The 19,432-nt window shown below is 64.8% G+C and carries 20 protein-coding genes and 1 pseudogene; 9 read left to right on the forward strand and 12 right to left on the reverse strand.

The genetic code is table 11. The features are described 5' to 3' along the window. Positions 1 to 47: 47 nt before the first annotated feature. Complete coding sequence (locus C451_RS11345) at positions 48 to 1,400, reverse strand: MmgE/PrpD family protein (RefSeq protein ID WP_007740656.1); 1,353 nt, start codon at positions 1,398 to 1,400, stop codon at positions 48 to 50. A gap of 95 nt (positions 1,401 to 1,495) precedes the next feature. Between C451_RS11345 and C451_RS11350 the strand changes: the two genes are divergently transcribed. Further along, positions 1,496 to 3,076 carry an acetolactate synthase large subunit gene (locus C451_RS11350; RefSeq protein ID WP_007740657.1) on the forward strand — a complete coding sequence of 527 codons (1,581 nt, stop codon included), beginning with the start codon at positions 1,496 to 1,498 and terminating at the stop codon, positions 3,074 to 3,076. Between the two features lie 260 nt (positions 3,077 to 3,336). Here the strand turns inward: C451_RS11350 and C451_RS11355 are convergent, their stop codons facing one another. Beyond that, on the reverse strand, positions 3,337 to 3,636 hold the full coding sequence (locus tag C451_RS11355) for a hypothetical protein (RefSeq protein ID WP_007740658.1): 300 nt from the start codon (positions 3,634 to 3,636) through the stop codon (positions 3,337 to 3,339). A 105-nt stretch (positions 3,637 to 3,741) separates the two neighbouring features. Here C451_RS11355 and C451_RS11360 point away from each other — a divergent pair, with 105 nt between their 5' ends. After that, positions 3,742 to 4,413, forward strand: coding sequence for a MogA/MoaB family molybdenum cofactor biosynthesis protein (locus tag C451_RS11360; RefSeq protein ID WP_007740659.1), 672 nt, complete (start codon positions 3,742 to 3,744; stop codon positions 4,411 to 4,413). Here C451_RS11360 and C451_RS11365 read toward each other — a convergent pair whose 3' ends face one another. Then, a complete protein-coding gene (locus tag C451_RS11365) occupies positions 4,414 to 4,728 on the reverse strand; it encodes a cupin domain-containing protein (protein WP_007740660.1) in 315 nt (104 codons plus the stop codon). 85 nt (positions 4,729 to 4,813) lie between these two features. Here C451_RS11365 and C451_RS11370 point away from each other — a divergent pair, with 85 nt between their 5' ends. After that, positions 4,814 to 5,632, forward strand: a complete 819-nt coding sequence (locus tag C451_RS11370; protein WP_007740661.1) for an aldo/keto reductase — start codon at positions 4,814 to 4,816, stop codon at positions 5,630 to 5,632. 114 nt (positions 5,633 to 5,746) lie between these two features. Here C451_RS11370 and C451_RS11375 read toward each other — a convergent pair whose 3' ends face one another. Both C451_RS11375 and tnpA read right to left on the reverse strand, forming a co-directional pair. Further along, positions 5,747 to 6,988 (reverse strand): RNA-guided endonuclease TnpB family protein, encoded by a 1,242-nt coding sequence (locus C451_RS11375; protein WP_007740663.1) that lies wholly within the window; start codon positions 6,986 to 6,988, stop codon positions 5,747 to 5,749. After that, positions 6,985 to 7,371 (reverse strand): IS200/IS605 family transposase, encoded by a 387-nt coding sequence (gene tnpA, locus C451_RS11380; RefSeq protein WP_007740666.1) that lies wholly within the window; start codon positions 7,369 to 7,371, stop codon positions 6,985 to 6,987. Before tnpA ends, C451_RS11375 begins: the two co-directional genes overlap by 4 nt. Positions 7,372 to 7,683: 312 nt before the next feature. Here tnpA and C451_RS11385 point away from each other — a divergent pair, with 312 nt between their 5' ends. Both C451_RS11385 and C451_RS11390 read left to right on the forward strand, forming a co-directional pair. After that, a complete protein-coding gene (locus C451_RS11385; RefSeq protein ID WP_007740671.1) occupies positions 7,684 to 8,352 on the forward strand; it encodes an MBL fold metallo-hydrolase in 669 nt (222 codons plus the stop codon). A gap of 33 nt (positions 8,353 to 8,385) precedes the next feature. Further along, positions 8,386 to 8,715, forward strand: a complete 330-nt coding sequence (locus tag C451_RS11390; RefSeq protein ID WP_007740672.1) for a hypothetical protein — start codon at positions 8,386 to 8,388, stop codon at positions 8,713 to 8,715. On the opposite strand, the gene C451_RS11395 is transcribed toward C451_RS11390, so the two are convergent. From C451_RS11395 to C451_RS11410, 4 genes are read right to left on the reverse strand one after another with little or no spacing between them, the layout of a single operon-like run. Continuing rightward, positions 8,696 to 9,028 carry a DUF7126 family protein gene (locus C451_RS11395; RefSeq protein WP_007740673.1) on the reverse strand — a complete coding sequence of 111 codons (333 nt, stop codon included), beginning with the start codon at positions 9,026 to 9,028 and terminating at the stop codon, positions 8,696 to 8,698. The two genes, C451_RS11390 and C451_RS11395, sit on opposite strands and share 20 nt — an antisense overlap. Beyond that, on the reverse strand, positions 9,025 to 9,942 hold the full coding sequence (gene guaA / locus C451_RS11400; RefSeq protein ID WP_007740674.1) for a glutamine-hydrolyzing GMP synthase: 918 nt from the start codon (positions 9,940 to 9,942) through the stop codon (positions 9,025 to 9,027). Before guaA ends, C451_RS11395 begins: the two co-directional genes overlap by 4 nt. After that, positions 9,942 to 11,576 carry a CTP synthase gene (locus tag C451_RS11405; protein ID WP_049913091.1) on the reverse strand — a complete coding sequence of 545 codons (1,635 nt, stop codon included), beginning with the start codon at positions 11,574 to 11,576 and terminating at the stop codon, positions 9,942 to 9,944. The genes guaA and C451_RS11405 overlap by 1 nt, the downstream gene beginning before the upstream one ends. Before the next feature lie 59 nt (positions 11,577 to 11,635). Next, on the reverse strand, positions 11,636 to 12,235 hold the full coding sequence (locus C451_RS11410) for an alpha/beta hydrolase (RefSeq protein WP_007740676.1): 600 nt from the start codon (positions 12,233 to 12,235) through the stop codon (positions 11,636 to 11,638). A 54-nt stretch (positions 12,236 to 12,289) separates the two neighbouring features. Here C451_RS11410 and C451_RS11415 point away from each other — a divergent pair, with 54 nt between their 5' ends. Next, complete coding sequence (locus tag C451_RS11415) at positions 12,290 to 13,159, forward strand: PspA/IM30 family protein (protein ID WP_007740677.1); 870 nt, start codon at positions 12,290 to 12,292, stop codon at positions 13,157 to 13,159. Position 13,160: 1 nt separating this feature from the next. On the opposite strand, the gene C451_RS11420 is transcribed toward C451_RS11415, so the two are convergent. Further along, on the reverse strand, positions 13,161 to 13,628 hold the full coding sequence (locus tag C451_RS11420) for a deoxyuridine 5'-triphosphate nucleotidohydrolase (RefSeq protein ID WP_007740678.1): 468 nt from the start codon (positions 13,626 to 13,628) through the stop codon (positions 13,161 to 13,163). Between the two features lie 402 nt (positions 13,629 to 14,030). Between C451_RS11420 and C451_RS11425 the strand changes: the two genes are divergently transcribed. Both C451_RS11425 and C451_RS11430 read left to right on the forward strand, forming a co-directional pair. Beyond that, positions 14,031 to 16,004: an aconitate hydratase gene (locus C451_RS11425; RefSeq protein ID WP_007740679.1), complete on the forward strand. Its 1,974-nt coding sequence runs from the start codon at positions 14,031 to 14,033 to the stop codon at positions 16,002 to 16,004. 300 nt (positions 16,005 to 16,304) lie between these two features. Beyond that, positions 16,305 to 16,685 (forward strand): DUF6276 family protein, encoded by a 381-nt coding sequence (locus C451_RS11430; protein WP_007740680.1) that lies wholly within the window; start codon positions 16,305 to 16,307, stop codon positions 16,683 to 16,685. Here C451_RS11430 and C451_RS11435 read toward each other — a convergent pair. Together C451_RS11435 and C451_RS11440 are read right to left on the reverse strand one after the other, a co-directional pair. After that, a complete protein-coding gene (locus tag C451_RS11435; RefSeq protein ID WP_007740681.1) occupies positions 16,682 to 17,662 on the reverse strand; it encodes a TackOD1 domain-containing metal-binding protein in 981 nt (326 codons plus the stop codon). The two genes, C451_RS11430 and C451_RS11435, sit on opposite strands and share 4 nt — an antisense overlap. A gap of 168 nt (positions 17,663 to 17,830) precedes the next feature. Continuing rightward, a pseudogene (locus C451_RS11440) lies at positions 17,831 to 19,173 on the reverse strand (RNA-guided endonuclease InsQ/TnpB family protein). Positions 19,174 to 19,259: 86 nt separating this feature from the next. Here C451_RS11440 and C451_RS24085 point away from each other — a divergent pair. After that, the gene (locus tag C451_RS24085) at positions 19,260 to 19,388 is read left to right on the forward strand and encodes a hypothetical protein (protein WP_007740685.1); all 129 of its coding nucleotides are present in this window, start codon (positions 19,260 to 19,262) and stop codon (positions 19,386 to 19,388) included. The last annotated feature ends 44 nt before the right edge of the window (positions 19,389 to 19,432 follow it).

Raw genomic sequence — 19,432 nt, forward strand, 5'->3', positions numbered from 1 at the left:
AGTGACATCCTTTCCAACGCTATGGCTCGCTCACGCGATCCGTCCTCTCAATCGAGCAACGCGGTGAGGTCGGCCACGTCGTGTGCTTCCAGATTCTCGACGGTGTCGACGATCTCTTCGCGGTGGTCCTCGTCGTACCGGTCCTCGGTCATCGTGGTGAACTTCTCCTCGACCTGCTCCCACGTCATCGGGTTCGTCGGATGGCCGTTGAACGCGTCTTTCTCGATGTGGCGCATCGAGTCGTCGGCGAGCGCGATATCGACGACGGCGGGCATTTCGCCGTTCTCGAACCGTTCGGTGAGCTCCTCGTCCTCCTCGACCTCGACCTTCCGGAGCAGTTCCTGTACGTCGTCTTGCTGGATACGCTCCTCGTCGTAGGCGTCGTTGGTCATCTCGCGGTCGATGAGCGCGGCCGCGAGCATGTACGGGAGCGAGTGATCGGCCTGGGCCTTCGTTTCGACCTCGTATCTGCTCCCCTCGCCGCCGCCGATGATGAGCTTCGCGCCGTGGAAGGTGTCGAGATGGATCGAGTTCACCTGCTCGGGATCGATATCGGCCTCCTCGGCGAGTTCGATGACGCCCTCGACCGCCGACTGGGCGTAGGTCTCGGCGACGTAGCGTTTGGTCATCGTATCGAACACGCGCTCGCAGGACGGATCGAGATCGACCGAGAAGTCGCCCGAGACGATCTGTTTCCAGCCCTTCTGCCCCTCGAAGAGGTTGACGGGCCCTTCCATCCCGTTTCGTGCGAGCAGCGCCGAATACACCGCATTGCGGGCGGCGTTCGCACTCGCGATCCCCTTCCACTCGTTGATCCCGCCCGTGCGGGTGACGCGCAGCGCGTTGTGCCCGGTGCCGGCGATGCCGATCGCGTTGCGGAGCTGCTCGTGGTCCAATCCGAGGATCTTTCCGGAGCCGGCGGCCGCCGAGATCACGGTATGAGTCACGTGATCGTAGCCACGATCGCGCACGGGTGCGTTCCAGGCGAGTTCGCCCTGTATCTCGTAGCTCGTCCCCACGGCTTCGATGAGCTGAGTACCAGAGGCGTCGACGTGTTCGCCACAGGCGATCAGGCTCCCGATGTTGTCGCTCGGATGTGGCGTCTCGCCCGGTGCGAGAAACGAGTCCATGAAGTCGAGATAGCGCGTGAGGCTCGTGTTGTACGTCGCCGCACCGGTCGGACTGGCGCGCCCGTCCGTCCCCCAGAGACGGGCCGCATCGCCGCCGCCGGTCTCTTCGACCGTTTCGCGGACGCTTTCGGTCGCGTCGGCCCCGAGCGCACCGACCGCGATGCCCACGGAGTCGAGCACGCGCTTTTTCAGCTCCTCGCGCACGTCCTCGGAGAGGTCGTCGTAGGCGACGTCCGTGACGAAGTCGGCCAGTTCCTCGGTGGTCGTCATACCTGCTCTACCACCGATGGCCGCAAAAGCTTTCCCCGACCACCGACCCACGTGAGCGCCGGTGGAGTCATGTGCGGCGGGTGCGTCCCGCCGGCATGAACGCTGCCGATCTGCTCGTCGAGAGTCTCGAAGTCGAGGGCGTCGAGTACGTCTTCGGGCTGCCGGGCGAGGAGCTGGAGGACATCCTCTTCTCGCTGCGCGATTCGACGATCGAGTTCGTCCCCGTCCGTCACGAACAGGGCGCGGCCTTCATGGCCGACGTCCACGGCCGGCTCACGGGCGATGCCGGCGTCTGTCTCAGCACGCTGGGCCCGGGCGCGACGAACCTTCTGACCGGTGTTGCCGACGCCCACCTCGACAAGAGTCCGGTCGTCGCCATCTCCGGTCAGGGTGGCCTCGAACGTCTCCACAAGGAGAGCCACCAGAACATCGACGTCGTCAACCTGTTCGCGCCGATCACGAAGTGGAACACGCGGATCTCCGATCCGGAGATCGTCAACGAATCGGTGCGCAAGGCGTTCAAACTCGCCGAACACGAGAAACCCGGCGCGACCCACCTCGAGTTCCCCGAGGACGTCGCGGCCACCGACACGGATCACCGACCGCTGCCGCCGCGCAATCGCGTGCGCCGGCCGAGCCCCGACGGAAAGGCGATCGAGCGCGCCGCGGCGCTGCTCGCCGACGCCGACCACCCGATCGTGCTGGCGGGCAACGGCGGCATCCGCACCCGATCGGCCGAGCGCTTGCGCTCGTTCGTCGCCGAGACCGATATCCCCATCGTGGCGACCTACATGGGCAAGGGCGCGGTCTCCGACGCCGACGACCACTCGCTGTTGACGCTCGATTCCGGCGCGGACGGTCAGGCAGCGAGCGCCATCGACCGGGCGGACGTCGTCCTCGCCGTCGGCTACGATATCGCCGAGCACGACCCCGAGAACTGGAACCCACATCAGGAAAAGCGCATCATTCATCTCGATTTCGAGCCGGCGGAAGTCTACGCCCACTACAACCCGCAGGTCGAGATCGTCGCCGACGTCTCGGCCGGATTGCGCGCGATCCAGCGAACCGACACGACGATCGAGACCGACACCGACTGGTACGCCGACCTCCGCGAGTCGATCGTCGCGGACGTGACGCGCCGTCCCGATCCCGACGAGGGGTTCTCCATCCGCCGCACGCTTCCCTTCCTCCGGGACGCGATGGCCGACGAGGACGTCCTCGTCTCGGATACGGGCAACCACAAGATGGCGATCGCTCAGAATTTCCTGACAAACGACCCGAACACCTGCATCATCTCCAACGGCTTGGCGACGATGGGGATCGCCGTCCCGGGTGCGGTGGCCGCCGACCTCTCTGTCGATTCCAACGTGGTGGCCGCCACCGGCGACGGCGGCTTCCTGATGAACGCCGCCGAGATCGAGACCGCCACTCGACTGGGCTGTGGGTTCACGATCCTGCTGTTCACCGACGACGATTACGGCCTCATCTCGGCGAAGCAGGTGGATCACCGGGGCGAGCACACCGGGACCGGTCTCACGAATCCCGATTTCGTCACCTTCGCCGAGAGCTTCGGCATCGACGCGTATCGCCCGGAGAGTTGGGACGAGTTGAGTGAGACGCTCGAAACCGTCGTGCCGAGCGACGAGATGTCGCTCGTCGAAGTCCCGGTGGAATGACGAATCGGTCGTCGCGCCGGTGCGTCGACTTTTGGTGTTGCTCCCGGCGGATGTCCCGATAGCTGTTGCTGGCTCTCGAACCGCCTCGATCCTGCCGCAAACGAGGACCGCAAGCCACACGCCTCCCCAACCGACTCCCTCGCTCACTCCGTTCGCTCAGTCGCCCCTCGCGCGAGTCGCGCCCTCCGGGCGCTCCCGCGCGCCAACCGCAACGGCTAGCGGTGAGGGAAGCGACAAACTGGCGAATTTCGGTGCTGGCTTCAGGCCCGTGCGGTCGCCCAGATCGCGGCGATCCCGAGCGCGACCGCGGGTGCGAGCGGGAGCACGAGGAAGGTGTCGCGCCAGGTCAGCCCGACCGCGGCGAGCAGCCCGCTGGCGTGCGGGAGTGCGAGAATCAGCCCGGGGACGACCAGAAAGGCGACGACGATGATGCCGACGAGCACCCAGCCGCGCCAGTCGAACTCCTGGTCGGCGGCGCGGGCGCGCGCCTCGTCGTACTCGCTGCGCGGGCGATCGTCGTCGAACGACTCCGGGTCGTGGACGTAGCCGTCGTCGCTCATCGCGGCCCGCCCCGTCGGCTCGGCGTGCCGTGGTACATATCCGATTCGAGGGTCGGCACGACCAAAAGCATGGGGAGTTTTGTCCCGGGCGCTCCGGCCTCCAGCATGGCCGATTCACACGACGCGGACGGTTCTGACGGGCACGATCACCACGACCACCACGAGGACGAGGCGATCCACGCCCACGAGCACGACTTCGGGCCGGTCGGGATCGCCGTCGTCACGGTCTCGACCTCCCGGACGCTCGACGACGATCCGGCCGGCGATGCCATCGCCGCGGCCGTCGAGGAGGACGACAAGCTGCCGACGCGCGAGCTCGTCCCCGACGAGTACGACACGGTCCAGGGGACGGTCGACGCGCTCGCGGGTCGCGATGACGTCGACTGCATCGTCACCACCGGCGGCACGGGCGTGACACCGGACGACGTGACGATCGAGGCGATCCGGCCGCTGTTCGGGAAGGAGCTGCCGGGCTTCGGCGAACTGTTCCGTGCGCGCTCGCGCGACGAGATCGGGACGCGCGTCGTCGCCACTCGTGCCACCGGCGGGATCGTCGACGGCGTCCCCGTGTTCTGCCTCCCCGGCAGCGAGGACGCCGCCCGCCTCGGCGCGGGGATTATCACCGAGGAGGCGGCCCATCTCGCCGGGCTCGCCGGACGGACGACGAACGACGGGGCCGACGGTGCGGTCGACGAGGAGGACGTGGACGAAGAAGCGGACGCCGACGACGGGAACACGAGCGAGACGAAATCGGACGAAGCTGAGACCGACGAGTAGCTACGACGGTAGCGGACAGAGGCTGGCGGTGAGCACCGCCCGCTCCTCGCCCTCGTTGCGCGCGCCGTGGACCGCGCCGCGCTCGTTCGCGACGATTCCCGGCGCTGAGACGGATTCTTCCTCGTCGTCGCGAGTCACGACGACGCTGCCCTCCAGAACGTGGAAGACGTTGGTCGCGCCCTCGTGTTCGTGCGGTTCGATCTCCGCGTCGGGACCGAGCGCGAACGCCTTCACGAGCACGTCGTCGTTCACGTGGAGCTCTTCGGTCAGCACCTCGCCCGCGTTGGGGTCGAGATCGGGATAGCTGTCGAGCACGGTCGTTCGGCGGGCGCGAGCGCCCTATCCCTTTCGGCGCTGCCGGAGGCCGGGAGGTTAACCGCCTGCCGATGCACTGCTCCACATGGAGTACGTTACCGTTCAGGACACGGAGATCCCGGCGCTCGGGATCGGCACGTGGCGGATGGAGGGGCCGACCTGCCGGCGTGCCGTGGCGACGGCACTCGAACTGGGCTATCGCCACGTCGACACCGCCCAGGCCTACGGCAACGAGCGCCAGGTCGGCGCGGCCATCGCCGAATCGGACGTCGCTCGCGACGAACTGTTCCTGACGACGAAGCTCGGCTCGTCGAACCGCGATCACGACTCCGTGCTGGCGTCGACCCGTGCGAGCCTCCGGAAGCTCGAAACCGACTACGTGGATCTACTGTTGATCCACCAGCCGAACACTGGTACACCGCTCGAAGAGACGATCGGCGCGATGGACGACCTCGTCGACGACGGGCTCGTCGAGCACATCGGTGTCTCGAACTTCGGCCTCTCGCGTCTCCACGCCGCCCGCGAGCACGCTGACGCGCCGATCCTCACCGACCAGGTACAGTATCATCCCTTCTGGGATCAGTCGACGCTGCTCGATTACTGCCAGATCAACGACCTCATGCTGACGGCCTACAGCCCGCTGGCCCACGGCGGCGCGGTGAACGACGACCTCCTTGCCGAGATCGGCGAGCGCTACGACAAGACGCCTGCACAGGTCGCGCTCCGCTGGCTGGTCCAACAGGACAACGTCTCGACGATCCCGAAATCGACGAGCCCCGCGCATCTCGAAGCCAACCTCCAGGTGTTCGACTTCGAACTCACCGACGAGGAGTTGCGCGCCATCCGGCGACCATCGCTCTCGCGCACCGCGTCGAGTTTCCTCCGGGCACGACTGCCGTTCTGAGTCTCATTCTCCTCCCGTCTTTTTCCCTCTCCCTCTCTGTTGACCTCCTCCACGCCGTAAACGACGTGGAATCCGACCATCGGATTTCAGTAGCCGTCGCGGCTACTGTCGGTTTCAAGACGCATACGTTCCAAGCGTCTGCTGGTGGGCTTCACCATCGGCTTGGCTGTCTTGTGGCGCGGTCAAACGCGCCCCATCTCCAGCCGAGTCATTGCCGTCCGTGTGTTCTCTTGAACGGCTCTCTCCGCTGGAGTAGCGGTCTGCGATGTTTAGCGCGGCGTTCACGTCCGCTTGGTAGGACGTGACCCAACACTCCTCGTTCGTACAGCGGAACTCCGCCTGTTCGGGGCGGTATCCCGCCTCGCCACAGACGTGGCACGTTTTGGACGTGTGCGCGGGGTTCACCGTCTCAACGGGGATACCGCGTTCGGCGGCCTTGTAGCACAGTTGGGCGTGCATCTTGGCGAAGCCCCACCCGTGAAGGCGACGGTTCATGTACGAACCGTAGTCCATGCTCTCACGGATGTACGTGAGGTTTTCGAGCATGAGGACAGGATTCTCGACCGACGCGGCGTGCTCGACCACAGCATCCGTTACGGCGTGGAGGATGTGATCTATTTGCCGCCAAAGTTGGTCGCCGAACGACTCGGTGATACAGTTGCTCCCGCGTTCCTGAAGCCGCCGCGTGGCGGTGAAATACGTCTTCCGAAGGCGTCGAACGTCTTTGCCTTCGTCGTTCCAGAGTGTTGGTGCAGTCGGGGCGCCGCGCTCGTCACGGTGACACACCGTGAGCAATGCAGAGTCCCCGATGTCCACACCAATCGGCGTCTTGTCGGACACCGAATCGGGTGATCGTTGTTCGACCTCCCGTGTAGCCACCATATGCAGATACCACTCGCCGTTGCGGTCGAACAGCCGACACTCGCCCATGTCGGCGTCTTCCGCGAAGACGGCTTCAACCCACGGACGCTGTTCGGGGTTCGGTTGCGTGGGAACCCAGAGATGGTAGTCGTCGTGGTGCGGGACTTTCACGTACCACTCGACGGCGTTCTGTGGCTTGTGGTCGAGTTGAACACCCTCGTTCGTGAACCGAACCGGGTGCTCGTCGTGAAGCTCGTCGGCGTCGTAGCTTCCACCGCACAGTTGTGGGACGTACTGCTTGAGCGCGTTCTTCGCGTAGCCAGACAAGTCGTACTCGACTACCACGTCGTTCGCCGCCGACTGTGTGGAACAGCCAGCGTCGAACGCGGCGTGGAGCGCCGCACGGTAGGCGTCGGTCGTCTCGCGGAGTTTTCGCCGCTTGTGGGCGTTCGGTGAGACGAGTTTCAGCTCCAGCGTTTTCGTGACCTCGTTCATGCTTCGGCCTCTTGGCGCTGGATATAGTCTTGAACTGTCTCGCTGGAGACCTTGCCTGCCGTACCCGCGTAGTACCCGCGCGCCCACTTGATTTTCTGCTCATCGGAACTCGCGTAGCGGTGGTTGTACTTCCGCGACGAGATTCCTTTGAACCAGTTGGCGAGCAACGAGGGTGCGTGCTTCGGTGGGCTACTCACGAATAGGTGAACGTGGTCGGGCTGAACGGTGAGGTCGATAATCTCCAAGCCCTTGTCATCTGCTATCTCGTGGATGATGTCTTCGACGTGGCGCGCGACGGTCCCCGTCAGTACCGAACGACGGTACTTCGGCAACCACACTATGTGATAGTTGAGGTTGTAAGTCGCGTGCCGTGTGGTCTTCATCCGTATGCACACTATACACCCGAACACTACTAAGCGTTATGGTAGGAAACCCAGTTCACCGATACGCCGACGAAAAGCGGTTGCACAGACACAGAAACGGCCTACCGCTCAACCCCCGCCTAATGGTTCCGACCGACCCTCTGGGAAGGCCGAAGGGAATTAAATTCCGGTGCGGGAGGCGAGTCATTTTGACTCGCCGACCAAGACCCGGAAGCCCCGCGTCACCCGACGCGGGGTACTTCACAGGCGGAGGTATGCGCTAACAATTTCTATCACCCCGATGCTTTCCCTTGTCGCGCTCCTCGTCCCCACATGGCAACCGAGCTCGCCGAGGGCATCCACTGGTTCGAACTGACCGGCGTGAACGCCTATCTCGTCGAGGATGACGTACTCACGCTCGTCGATGCCGGCACGCCGTTCGACGCGCATGCTATCGAAACTGGCATCCAGGACGCCGGCCACACCGTGGGGGATATCGAGCGCGTGCTGCTCACCCACTACGATTTCGACCACGTCGGCGCACTCGCCCGTCTTTCGGATCTCGATGCGACGATCCGTGTCGGCGCGGCCGACGCCGCCGTGCTCACTGGCGAGCGAAAACCGCCCTGGAACAACCACAAGGGGCTGCTCCAGCGCGTCTCGGGACCGTTCGTTCGCATGCTGGACTGCCCGATCGAACCGATCGCCGACGGCGAGCAGGTCGGCTCGTTCACGGCCTACCACACGCCGGGACACACGCCCGGTCACACCTCGTTCGTGAACGAGGAGCGCTCGGCGGGCTTTCTCGGCGATCTCGTCTTCGAGGACCGCGGTGCGCTCACCGCCTCGCCGTGGCTCGTGAGCTACGACACCGCGACCGTCGAGCGGAGCGTGCGGTCGCTCGCCGAGCGCGCACCGTCGTTCGACGCCCTCGGCATGGGCCACGGCGTGCCCTTCTGCCGAGGTGGCGACGAGCGACTCGCCGAGCTCGCCGCTAACTGAGGGATTTTACCGATTCAGGCGCTAATAGGTCGCATGACCAATGGCGACGAACTCCCCAATGGCTGGGAACAGCCCGACTCCGACGCACAGGCCGGCCAGTACAACCCACAGCAGCCGATCCGCTACGAGCGCGACGGGATCGAGGTTCACATCCAGCCGGCGACGAACACCGCCGACACGGATCAGGACGTCTGGCGGCTCAACGTCGTCGACGCGGACCGCGGGACGACCGAGCCGGTTCGCGAGGGGATCGAGGGTCGCGACGGCGCGATCGACGTCGCCCGCGAGTTCATGGAGACCTACAACGAACGCTGTGTCGACGGAAACGAGAGCACCGCGGACGTCATCGCGTCGTTCCAGTAAGCTCCTCGGCGACCGTTTCGGGCTCGAAGAGCGCGGGATCGAGCAGCAGGTCGGCCTGCCCTTTGGCGAACTCCGGCAGTGACTCACGCGCGTAGACCACGACGCGGAGCTCGCCGGCGCGGTCGACGGCAACCGGGATCGAGGTCGCCTGACCGACGTCGGTGAGCACGTACAGCTCGGCCGCGTCGATGCCGGCGTCTTCGAGCGCCGCGCCGTCGGCGATACCGTCGATGCGCGTCACGTCGAACCCTTCCGCTTCGAGCGCGTCGCCGAGTCCTTCGGGGTCGGGACCGACGAAAACGGCCGTGCTCATTCGTACTCGATCGTCGCGGGCGGTTTGTGTGTGACGTCGTAGACGACGCGGGAGACGTTCTCCAGAGAGCCGGTGATCCGGCTCTGGAGGCGCTGGAGCGTCGCCCAGTCGAGTTCCTGGGCGCGGGCGGTCATCCCGTCTCGCGACTCGACCGCCCGGACCGAGACGACCCAGCCGTGGACGCGGTTGTCGCCCTTCACGCCCGTGGCCTTGCCGATGACCGCGGCGAGCGCCTGCCACGGATCGTACTCCTCCAGCTCCTCCTCGACGATGTGTGTCGCCTCCCGTGCCACGTGGAGTTTCTCCTCGGTGACTTCGCCGAGCACCCTGACCGCGAGCCCCGGACCGGGGAACGGCATCCGCTCGGCGACCAGCGCGTCGAGATCGAGCGCGCGGGCGACCTCGCGGACTTCGTCCTTGTAGAGCTCGCGGACGGGCTCGACGATACCCGAGAAATCGACGACCTCGGGCAGTCCGCCGACGTTGTGGTGGGATTTGATCCCGCCCTCGCTCTCGATGCGGTCGGGATAGATCGTGCCTTGGACGAGATACTCCGCGTCGGCCTCGCGGGCCTCGCGCTCGAACTCGCGGATGAACCGCTCGCCGACGATCGCGCGCTTTTCCTCGGGGTCCGTCACCCCCGAGAGCTCGTCGAGAAACCGCTCGTGGGCGTCGATGATTTTGAGCCCCTCCATGTACGAGAAGGTCTCCTCGACCTGTTCGGTCTCGCCCTTGCGCATCAGTCCGGTGTCGACGTAGACCGGGATCAGCTGATCGCCGAGTGCCTCGTAGGCGAGCGCGGCCGCTACCGAGGAGTCGACGCCGCCCGAGAGGGCGATGACGGCGTCCGCGTCGCCGACCTGTTCGTCGATCTCGTTGACGGCGTCGTCGATGAACTGCTCTACTTCGACCATCAGGCTTCCACCTCGCTGACTGGCCGCTCGCGTTCGTCGATCGCGGCGTCGAGAAAGCCCACGAAGGGTGGGCTCGCTCGCTGGGGTCGCGAGCGGAACTCGGGATGGAACTGCGTGCCGAAGAAGAACGGATGGTCCGGCAGTTCGAGGATCTCCATCCGGTTGTTCGCCCGGCCCGAAAACCGGAGGCCGGCGGATTCTAACTCCTCGATGTATTCGGGGTTGACCTCGTAGCGGTGGCGATGGCGTTCGGTACAGTGCTCGCCGTAGAGCTCCGCCGCGAGCGTCCCGCTCTCGATGTCGGTCTCGTGGGCACCGAGGCGCATCGTCCCGCCGAGATCCTCGACGTCGTACTGTTCGGGTAATAGGCCGATAACCGGGTGGGGCGTCTCGGTTTCCATCTCGGTCGAGTGTGCGTCGTCGAGCCCGCAGACGTTTCTGGCGTACTCGATGACGGCCATCTGGAAGCCGAGACAGAGCCCGAGGAAGGGGACGTCGTTCTCGCGGGCGTAGCGTGCGGCGGCGATCTTCTCGGTCGTGCCGCGCGTGCCGAACCCGCCCGGCACGACGATGCCGTCGGCCTCGCGGAGGCGCTGTTCGTGGGTGTTCGCCATCTCCTCGGCGTCGACCCAGAGCACCTCGACGTCGGTACTGTGTTCGAGCCCTGCATGTTTGAGCGCCTCGTGGATCGAGAGGTAGGCGTCTTCGAGCGCGTATTTGCCGACGAGTGCGACGGTGACGGTCCCGGACTGCTCGCGGGTCACGATGTCGCGCCACTGGCTCGCGCGCTCGGCTTTCGGCCGGGCGTCGTCGGCGAGTTCTAACTCTTCCATCACGTATTCGTCGAGCCCCTCCTCCTCGACCACCAGCGGCACGTGGTAGATGTCCTCGACGTCGGGGTTCGAGAAGACCGCGTCGGTGGGCACGTCGCAGAACAGCGCGATCTTCTCCTTCGTGTCGGCGTCGAGTTCGTCCTCACAGCGCCCGACCAGGACGTCCGGCTGGAGTCCGATCGAGCGGAGCTCCTTCACGCTGTGCTGGGTCGGTTTGGTCTTCTGTTCGCCGTTTTTCGAGTACGGGACGAGGGTGACGTGGGTGAGCAGGACGTCCTCCTCGCGCTCCTCGTGGGCGAACTGCCGGATGGCCTCGTAGTACGGGCCGCCCTCGATGTCGCCGACCGTGCCGCCGACCTCGATGAGACAGACGTCGTGGCCCGCCGCGGCGTCCCGGATCCGGCGCTTGATGTCGTCGGTGATGTGGGGGATGATCTGGACCGTCTTCCCCAGATAGTCGCCGGCGCGCTCCTTCTCGATGACGTTCTTGTAGAGCTTGCCGGTGGTTATGTTCTGATCGAACGTCATGTCGGCGTCGAGGAACCGCTCGTAGTTGCCGAGATCGAGGTCGACCTCGCCGCCGTCCTTGAGCACGTAGACCTCGCCGTGCTGGTAGGGGTTCATCGTCCCGGCATCGACGTTGAGATAGGGATCGATCTTGACCGCCGTCACGTCGAACCCGGCGTTTTCGAGCAATCGACCCGTACTCGCTGCCGTGATCCCCTTTCCGAGGCCGCTCATTACACCACCTGTGACGAAAACGAACTTCGGTCCCGAGGCGGGACCCGAATCGGTCGGCATAGCAACGGTGAGCAACCGGTAGGGAAAGACGTTTCGGAGCGCCCGATGGCCACCGTCCACTACCGGGATTCATCGAAGAACGTCGCGACCCGCTCGGCCACTTTTCTCGATTGGCCGACGAAGAAGTGATCGGCCGCCAGTTCGTCCACCTCGATTCCACATCCTCGGGCCCGCTCGACGACCGGTTCCCAGTCGGCGGTCGAATCGCGCTCGGCGGCGAGGATCCTCACAGGATTTCCGATCTCGTCGAGCGCGGCCACCGCGTCTGCATCCGCGGCCATCGCCTCGCCGCTGTCGGGTGCGAGCGCACACACCGCCCACAGCTCGCTGTCGGCGGCCGCACACAGCGCCATCGTCGCGCCGAAACTGAAGCCGAACAGCCCCACCCGGGCGAACCGCTCGCGCGCCCAGCGGATGGCGTTTCTCACGTCGTCCTGTTCGGCCCGGCCTTCGTCCCACGCCCCGTAGTCGAAGCGAAGGCAGGCGATTCCCCTTTCGCCAAGTGCGTCGCTCACGGCCGTGAGTCGCTGGTCCGAGCGCGTCCCACCCTGCTGGGGATGTGGCGGGCAGGCGACGATGACTGTTCCGGGGTTGCGTGACTCGTCCGGCTCGTCGAGCGTGCCACGGACGTCCCGTCCGCCGGGGAGTACGACGTCCATCGCCCGTCGTTTGTGTGGTAGGTGTTTTAAGATAGCGGCCCACTAGGGCTCGACATGGGGATCCTCTCGCGCGCGTCGTACGTCATCCGGTCGCGGTTGAACGCCATCCTCGGGAGCGCCGAGGACCCGAGCGAACAGCTCGACTACTCCTACGAGCAGCTCCGTGACCAGCTCCAGGACGTCAAGAGCGGTATCGCCGATCTCACCACACAGAAGAAGCGCCTCGAAATCCAGAAGCGCCGACTCGAAGAGAACGTCGAGAAACACAACGAACAGGCCCGCGAGGCGGTCCGACAGGACCGCGATGACCTCGCCCGCCAGGCTCTGGAGAAGAAAAAGCAGAAGATGAACCAGATGGAGGACCTGGAGGGCCAGATCGCCGATCTTCAGGACACGCAGGACCAGCTCGTCGAGAAGAAGAACACCCTGCAGAGCCGGATCGAGGAGTTCCGCACGCAGAAGGAGACGATGAAGGCGCGCTACGAGGCCGCCGAAGCGAGCACCCGTGTCTCGGAGGCGATGACCGGTGCCGGCGACGAGATGGAGGACGTGAGCCGGTCGATCGAGCGCGCCAACGAGCGCACCGAGGACATGGAGGCGCGCGCCGAGGCGATGGACGAACTCGAACAGTCGGGGGCCTTCGAGGACGCGCTCTCGGACAAGGACAGCATCGATCGCGAGCTCGACTCGCTCAGCACCGACAGCGAGGTCGACGCCGAGCTCGAAACCCTCCAAGCGGAGATGGGTGAGGGTTCGACCGACGAATCGACGAGCGATGCCGCGAGCGAACCGGCCGACGAGAGCGTCGACGCCGAGACGAGCGAAGCGAGCGCCGCCGACGGCGGGGCCGACGCCGACGAGAACGGGACGGATCCGGCAGTCGAGGCCGAGCTCGAAGAGCTACAGAACGAGTCCGACAGCTGAGCTACGCGACGTTCTCTCCCTGATAGTCGCCGTCGTAGGTACCGTCGTGATCGGCGTCAGCGAGGACGAACTGCGCGATCCGTGCGCCGCGCTCGATCTCGATCTCGTGGTGGACTTCGAGGAGTCCCTCGCCGCGACCCTCGTAGCCCGCGTCCCAGACGGCTGTATGGAGCATACACGAGTTACGCATCAGCGACGAGCGCGGGTAGATAAATCCGATGTGGTCGTCGGGCACCCGGATCGTCTCGGCGTAGCGGGCGACGTAGCCGCCCGGTGTGAGCGTGTAGCTTCCCGAGTCGTCCGTGTCGAGTTCCCGGCGCTCGCCGACCGTCTTGCCATCGACCCCGATATGGCCGGCATTCCGCTGTTCGAATACGGCGTCGAGGGTGAGATCGACGCCGTTGGGCTGGATCTGCTCGTCCGTGACGGTCGCGAGCTGTGCGGCGACGAACGCCCCGCTCTCGTACATACCTGCGCTTTTCGGTCGTGAGTAAAGGCGTATCGAAGCGATACGTATCGATCTTACTAAGTGAACGAGTGAACCTGATCGTGGTGCCGATCTCCGGAGTCACATCTACCGCCGCGAATCCCGATGCAGATGAGAACCCGCCACCGCACCGCCAACGCCCACGTACCTCCCCAACCGATTCGCTCCGTTCGCTTCGCTCACGTCGCTCATCCCTCGCACGAGTCGTGCCTTCGGCACTCCCGCGCGCCACTGCTCTCGCCACCCCCTCCCCTCCTTTCTCTCGACGAATTTCCCATTCGCCGTTCTCGTCCGTCCGAAATGGCAACATTTGCACCAAGTATGGTGGTCTTTCGTGCCAAACGCGCGGGGTTTATACCGATGGGTAGCCGAGTGTCCGACGCTATGGGAACAACGCTGACGGAGAAGATCCTCGACGATCATCTGGTCGAGGGGGAGCTCGAAACCGGTGAGGAGATCGGGATCGACATCGACCAGGTGCTCACGCAGGACACCACTGGCACGCTCGTCTGGCTCCAGTTCGAGGCGCTCGGCCTCGACGAGGTCCAGACCGAACTCGCCGCCCAGTACTGCGACCACCAGACCTATCAGTTCGACTTCAAGAACAGCGACGACCACCGCTTCCTTCGCTCGGCCGCCGGCACCTACGGTGCACACTTCTCGCGCCCCGGCAACGGCATCTGCCACCAGGTCCACAAGGAGCGGTTCGCCGCGCCCGGCAAGACGATGCTCGGCAGCGACTCGCACACCCCGACCCCCGGTGGGATGGGCGAACTCGCCATCGGTTCGGGCGGACTGGACGTCGCCGTCGCGATGGGCGGCGGCCCCTACTACATCGAGATGCCCGAGGTCGTCAACGTCCACCTCGAGGGCGAGCTCCCCGAGTGGGCGACGGCCAAGGACGTCATCCTCCACCTGCTCGGCGAACTCTCCGTGAAGGGCGGCGTCGGCAAGGTGCTCGAATACACCGGTCCCGGTGTCGAGAACCTCTCGGTGCCCGAGCGGACGACGATCACCAACATGGGCACCGAGCTCGGAGCCACGACTTCGATCTTCCCAACCGACGACCGTACTGAAGAATTCCTCTCGCGACTCGGCCGCGAGGACGAACACGTCGAGATCGGCCCGGACGACGACGCCGAGTACGACGATCGGATCGAGGTCGATCTGAGCGAGATCGAGCCGCTCATCGCCACGCCGTCGATGCCTGACAACGTCGTCCCCGTCGACGAGGTCGCCGGCGAGGACGTCGATCAGGTTATCATCGGCTCCTGTACCAACGGTGCCTACGAGGACATCCTGCCCGGCGCGAAGATGCTCGAAGGCCGCGAAGTGAACAAGACGACCGAGATGATCGTCGCACCCGGCTCGAAACAGGCCTCCGAACTGCTCGCGCGCGAGGGCTGGACCGCCGAGATGATGGCCGCCGGCGTCAACTTCTCCGAGGCCACCTGTGGTGCCTGCATCGGTATCGGCCACGTGCCCGCCTCCGACTCGGTGAGTCTCCGGACGTTCAACCGCAACTTCGAGGGCCGCTCGGGCATCGAGGACGACTCGGTCTACCTCTGCTCGCCGGAGGTCGCCACGGCGTCGGCGCTCGCCGGCGAGATCGTCGACCCGCGCGACCTCGCCGAGGAGCTCGGCGACCTCGAGGACCCCGGCTTCGAGATGGCCGACACCTACGACGGCTCGGACGCCGACCTCATCGCCCCCGACGAGTCCGTCGACGACGGGCTCGTGAAAGGGCCGAACATCAGCGACGTGCCCCTGAAGGACCCGCTCGACGCGCACCTCGAGGGCTCGGCGCTGCTCAAGATGGGCGACAACATCACGACCGACCACATCATCCCTGCCACGCAGGACATCCTGATGTACCGGTCGAACATCCCGAAACTCTCCGAGTTCACCCTCTCGCGCGTCGACGACGAGTTCGCACAACGCGCGCTCGACGCCGACGGCGGCTTCCTCGTCGCCGGCGAGAACTACGGTCAGGGCTCTTCGAGAGAGCACGCCGCCCTCTGCCCGATGTATCTCGGCGTCGAGGGCGTCCTCGCACAGAGCTTCGCCCGCATCCACAAGGCGAACCTCTTCAACTTCGGCCTCCTGCCGCTGGAGATCGACGCCGACGCACAGGAGAACATCGCGGAAGGCGACGACATCGAGATCGTCGACGACGTCGAAGAGGCCGTCCGCTCCGGCCAGGAAGAGTTCACCATCCGCGTGAACGACGACTGGGAAACCACCGGCCTGCTCGACGCCTCCGAACGCGAGCGCGAGATCCTCGCCGACGGCGGCAAGCTGCCCCACACCAAAGCGCAGCAGAGCGGCTCCGGTGCTGCGGCCCCGGCTGACGACTAGAAACCCACTTTTTTACTCCTCGGGTCGGCTCACTTCATTCGCCGACCACTCGTCGCAAAAACCTGGACTAAAAACTCCCGCTCGTTCGCACTTCGTGCTCACTCGCGGTGAACCGCGCTCACTATGTTCGCGCGGATACTGATCCTCTCCGCACAGCAACCGCACAGCACCACAGAAGCCCTCAGTCGCTTCGCTCCCTCGCCCTTCATCCACCAGGGCCGCGACCGCAGACCGCCGCCGCAACCGCCGGCCGTACCCGCTGCCGGGCAGGCTTTTCACGCCGGATCGCCTGCGACAGGCATGGACTGTCCCGACTGCGGGGCCGCCACGGTGGCATTCGCGGTTCCCGATGGACTCGACGGATTCGACGAACCCGCGGCCGCGCTCTGTACGCACTGCCTCGCGCTCCACACTGCCGAGAGCGCCAACTCGAACCCCGATTTCACGGCCGTGAGTGATGACTTTCCGACCGGCGCGGCGGCAGTGCCGATGGCGCTCGCGATCGGACTGCTCGATTCACTCGTACTCCATCGCGAGACCGTCGAGATACTGCTCGAACGCGTCGAGCGGGCCGGCACGGACCCGCTGCTCGTCATTGATAGACTGGCGAGCGATCCGACGCTCGATCCGAACACCGATCTCGCGACGCGTCGCCGACAGGTGGCGCAGTTGCGCGATTAGGGCTGTCTGACCGCCGAGGCGATGCGCTGGACCAGCGACGGCGAGGTGCGCTTCCCCTCGGTGATCTGGTAGTCGTTGCTGAGGCTCCCCTCGGTGTCGGCGCTGAGAATCCGCATGTCGGCCCCTTCGGCGATCGAGACGACGTCCTTCTCGACGGAGCCGAGCGTCGTCACGAGATACGGTCGTGCGTCGACGGCGGCCGCGATGTCGCGCAGCTGGGTCGCGGCCTCCCGCCCGGGGCGTTCGTGGATCGCCGCCACGACGCGGCTGTCGAGCAGTTCGTCCTCGCCGTAGACGTGGACGGGCCGGTCGCCCCGATCGGTGGTCACGGTCGTGTTCGCGCGCGCGTCGAACCCGCGCTCCTCGAGCGTCTCGACCATCGATTCGCGGGCGGCGAGCTGTGCTTCCACCCAGCGGGTCCCCTCGTCGGTCAGCGCGTACCGACAGAGCACGCGCTCGGTCGCGTCGCCGGGTGTGTAGATATCGCCGCAGTCACGACAGCGCAGCCCGTGTTCGGGCTGTTCTGCGTACGAGCCACAGTCCTGACAGACGTGGCGATGGCCGCTCTCGATCTCGTCGAGCGAGTCGAGATGGGCCTCGCAGTCGGGACAGACGTACTCGTCGGGGCCGGCTTCGAACGCCTCCCGGGCGGCGATATGGCCACACGAGAGATGCTCGAACAGTTCGGTCTCGACGGTGTGGGCCGAGCCACAGCTCGGACAGGCGGTGGTGTAGGCCATCCCTTCGGCCCCGCACCCGGGGCAGAGATACACTTTCTCCTCGAACGTCTTGCCCAGGATCTCGCGTTTGGCCAGCGATTCGAGCAGTTCGAAGGCGTCCGGATCGCCCGCATCGAGGCGCATCTCGGCGTCGGGATAGCTCACCGCACCCGTCTCCGTGTCGATCGTCGGTTCGTACTCGGCCTGCGAGCCATCCGCGAGCGCCGTGAGTGCCGTGAGTGTACCGGGCGAGACCATTGTCGCTACCAATCACTGCGTCGCCGACGGTATATAGTTCCTTCCACGCCGGACGCTGCCGTTCATATTGTTCGATCGGAATGATCAATAATTTTGTGTACGCGATCCGCCCGTCGTCGTGGGGCGTTCCGGCGTTCGCTTTTGCTTTCCTTGACATCCTCCACACGACTAAAGTCGTGGGATTCCCCCGGTGGGGTCTCGTCGGGCATTAGCACCCTCCCCCACGGAGGCAACTTGCGGGTTTGTGCGCACTACTTTGGAACTTTCGTGAGGGTGTGATATCCCCGACCATTCGTGGTCGTTCCACTCGTATCGCACGGGCCGTGCCATCGGCCTTGCTACCGTCGTCTGTCGCTGTAAGAACGTTTTTGACGCAATCAGATCCACATGACCCTCGAAGCCACACAGACAGGTGAGCGTGTCCCGTTCGCGGGTGGTCCGGTCGGTCGAACCGCACCGTGGACACTCTTGGGAAGTCCATGCTTCGGAACGTTCGGCCACTTCGATACCGAACTCCTCGGCAGTGGTTTCGAGGCGGTCGATGAACGCTCGAAACGCCCAGAAGTTGTGCGTTTTCGCGTTCACTTCGACCGACCAATGCGTATCGAGGATCCCCTTGAGAGCGCCCACATACACTTTCGACACGCCCTCATCGTGTAGCCGTTCCATGAGGTCGCGGACGAGCGCATCCTGCATATGATCCCGTCTCTCGGTTCGCTGTCGGTACAGTCGTCGGATACGCTTCGACGTGTACCGACCTTCTGGGAGTTTTGATTGCAGTCGCGCTATCTCTTGTGTGGTTGCACGGAACCGCTCGAACTGGTCGCGTCCGGCGTACAAGTATTGCTTGCCCGTCGTCGTCGTACAGGCGACGAGGTTGTTCGCGCCGATGTCCAGAGCAGCCGATTCGTCGGCTAGTGGTGTTCCGAGTCGAGGGTGAGAATCGTCCACCTCGACCGGCTGATAGGCCCTGAACTGGTCGCGTTGCTCGTCGTACTGTATCTCTAACTGCCCCTGTTCGCCGTCCCACCGTGGGTCGCCGCGCACTTCCAAACGAAGTCGCCCGGTCAGATCGTACTCGTCCTTGAGGTCTTTGCCGATGGGTATTTCGAGACGCGAACGTTCACCCCACCGGATTGTGTACGAATCATTGCGACCATACCAGCGGAGTTCGCGCCCCTCGTCCTCGTTGCCCCAGTAGCCGGGTAGACCTTTGTCGGATTCGTCCGAATCGAAGAACCCGTTCCATGCTTGATCGTTCTTGCGGATGGCTTGTTGAGCCGATGCAGAACCGAGAACACCGATATACCGCTTGCGGTAGTCCTNTTGCGGATGGCTTGTTGAGCCGATGCAGAACCGAGAACACCGATATACCGCTTGCGGTAGTCCTCGGTCTCCCACACGGTTTCGCCATCGAAGAACTGTTGACGGCGCTCGTAAGTGAGTTCGTTCCACAGCGAAGCGGTCGCATCCATCACGCGGCGAAGTAGCTCCTCGTCCCCGTCGGACATCGGAACTACCTCGAACGTGTTGGTCCGCCTCACTACTACAATGTCCGCCCATAACGGACATAAGTGTTCGGATTGTATCCGGTTGTATGGCGAAGGATGTCCGCGTCGAAGTGACCGACGAACAGTACGAGCGGTTGAATGACGTGAAAGAAGCTCACGGACTAACGTGGCGCGGAATGCTTATTCTCGCCGCAAATGAGCTTAGTGGCGATTAAGACCCGGTATAGCAATAGCCGGTTGTTTTCTTCCGATTCGTCCG

This window comes from Halococcus thailandensis JCM 13552 (genome assembly GCF_000336715.1).
GTDB lineage: Archaea > Halobacteriota > Halobacteria > Halobacteriales > Halococcaceae > Halococcus > Halococcus thailandensis.

Coding starts and splice junctions, on each gene's coding strand:
- C451_RS11405 (WP_049913091.1), bottom strand. CDS start 11,576: ATGCCGACCGATTCGGGTCCCGCCTCGGGACCGAAGTTCGTTTTCGTC.
- C451_RS11430 (WP_007740680.1), top strand. CDS start 16,305: ATGGACTGTCCCGACTGCGGGGCCGCCACGGTGGCATTCGCGGTTCCC.
- C451_RS11410 (WP_007740676.1), bottom strand. CDS start 12,235: ATGGACGTCGTACTCCCCGGCGGACGGGACGTCCGTGGCACGCTCGAC.
- C451_RS11425 (WP_007740679.1), top strand. CDS start 14,031: ATGGGAACAACGCTGACGGAGAAGATCCTCGACGATCATCTGGTCGAG.
- C451_RS11350 (WP_007740657.1), top strand. CDS start 1,496: ATGAACGCTGCCGATCTGCTCGTCGAGAGTCTCGAAGTCGAGGGCGTC.
- C451_RS11395 (WP_007740673.1), bottom strand. CDS start 9,028: ATGAGCACGGCCGTTTTCGTCGGTCCCGACCCCGAAGGACTCGGCGAC.
- C451_RS11355 (WP_007740658.1), bottom strand. CDS start 3,636: ATGAGCGACGACGGCTACGTCCACGACCCGGAGTCGTTCGACGACGAT.
- C451_RS11360 (WP_007740659.1), top strand. CDS start 3,742: ATGGCCGATTCACACGACGCGGACGGTTCTGACGGGCACGATCACCAC.
- C451_RS11420 (WP_007740678.1), bottom strand. CDS start 13,628: ATGTACGAGAGCGGGGCGTTCGTCGCCGCACAGCTCGCGACCGTCACG.
- C451_RS11415 (WP_007740677.1), top strand. CDS start 12,290: ATGGGGATCCTCTCGCGCGCGTCGTACGTCATCCGGTCGCGGTTGAAC.
- guaA (WP_007740674.1), bottom strand. CDS start 9,942: ATGGTCGAAGTAGAGCAGTTCATCGACGACGCCGTCAACGAGATCGAC.
- C451_RS11375 (WP_007740663.1), bottom strand. CDS start 6,988: ATGAACGAGGTCACGAAAACGCTGGAGCTGAAACTCGTCTCACCGAAC.
- tnpA (WP_007740666.1), bottom strand. CDS start 7,371: ATGAAGACCACACGGCACGCGACTTACAACCTCAACTATCACATAGTG.
- C451_RS11345 (WP_007740656.1), bottom strand. CDS start 1,400: ATGACGACCACCGAGGAACTGGCCGACTTCGTCACGGACGTCGCCTAC.
- C451_RS11385 (WP_007740671.1), top strand. CDS start 7,684: ATGGCAACCGAGCTCGCCGAGGGCATCCACTGGTTCGAACTGACCGGC.
- C451_RS24085 (WP_007740685.1), top strand. CDS start 19,260: ATGGCGAAGGATGTCCGCGTCGAAGTGACCGACGAACAGTACGAGCGG.
- C451_RS11435 (WP_007740681.1), bottom strand. CDS start 17,662: ATGGTCTCGCCCGGTACACTCACGGCACTCACGGCGCTCGCGGATGGC.
- C451_RS11390 (WP_007740672.1), top strand. CDS start 8,386: ATGACCAATGGCGACGAACTCCCCAATGGCTGGGAACAGCCCGACTCC.
- C451_RS11370 (WP_007740661.1), top strand. CDS start 4,814: ATGGAGTACGTTACCGTTCAGGACACGGAGATCCCGGCGCTCGGGATC.